This window comes from Bacillus sp. JJ722, from assembly GCF_036963345.1.
GTDB lineage: Bacteria > Bacillota > Bacilli > Bacillales > DSM-1321 > Bacillus_AD.
Genome location: NZ_JBALMO010000325.1, coordinates 1,246 through 2,336, shown reverse-complemented (window position 1 = coordinate 2,336; position 1,091 = coordinate 1,246). Strand labels below are relative to the sequence as shown.

The 1,091-nt window shown below is 32.4% G+C and carries 2 protein-coding genes; one reads left to right on the top strand and one right to left on the bottom strand.

Features of this window, described 5'->3' with window-relative positions:
* Positions 1-770 (top strand): polysaccharide deacetylase family protein (locus V7014_RS25200; protein ID WP_335511537.1); only part of this gene is annotated, 770 nt, incomplete at its 5' end.
* Positions 771-889: 119 nt separating this feature from the next.
* On the opposite strand, the gene V7014_RS25195 is transcribed toward V7014_RS25200, so the two are convergent.
* Positions 890-1,091 (bottom strand): GNAT family N-acetyltransferase (locus tag V7014_RS25195; protein ID WP_335511534.1); only part of this gene is annotated, 202 nt, incomplete at its 5' end.

Genomic DNA, 1,091 nt, shown 5'->3' with positions numbered 1-1,091 from the left:
GTAAAGTTGTTCAGCCTGTTAGAAAATCCTCTTTTAACTCACCAACAAATGCGGTTGAGATTCCAGTGCTAATGTATCATCATTTCGATAAAGAAATTAAATCGGGAACAATTGCGAATCCAACAATTTTTCATGAACAAATGAAGATATTAAAAAGAGCAGGTTATACAACAGTTACAGAGGAAGATGTTATTGCGGATTATAATGGAGAGAAGAAACTGCCGAAAAATCCAATTATGATCACCCTTGATGATGGGTATGTAAGCAACTATGAGTATGTTTTTCCTATTCTAAAAGAATTGAATATGAAGGCTACAATTTTTATTATTACAGATTTTATTGAGAATCCACAAAATCATCCTAGCCCATACCCGAAATTGACATGGGAGCAATTAAGAGAAATGAGTGATAGTGGATTAGTGTCGTTTCAAAGTCATACAGATAATCGACATTCTAGAGGAATTAATGGGAAAAATACAGCAGATGCGGAATATGAAAAACACTTTTTAGCTGATCTTCTTAAATCAAAGCGTATTTTAGAGGAAAGGCTAGGTAAGCCCGTAACAGCTTTTTCTTATCCAAATGGAGAATATAGCGAAGTATCGGAACAAATTGTAAAGAAGGCAGGCTTTGAAATGTCATTTACGACGGAACCTGGAATGCTCGATACAAGCAAAAATTCCTTATTTCGCGTGAATCGAATCAATATTCATGGAAATGCTTCAGCAGAATTTATTTTAAATACAATAGAGAAATTGAAAAAAATATAGTATGGAAGAGACTGTTCTATAGGTTAGCAAAACTAACTTTAAACAGTCTCTTTTCTTATCAATTATTTTATTTCAATAAAAAACCTGTCATAAACAGAAGACAGGTCATTTATTAATCTCTATGTTAAATCCTCTAACAAGATGCTAAACATAAATAAATCAATATATTGTCCTTTTGCTTTTTCATATTTACGGAGTAGGCCTTCTTCGTTAAATCCAAGTTTTTGTAATAGCCTTTTAGATGCAACATTTGTTGGTTCAACTTTAGCTTCGATTCTATTTAATCGAAAATGGTTAAATCCGTGTTGAATTAGTGCATAT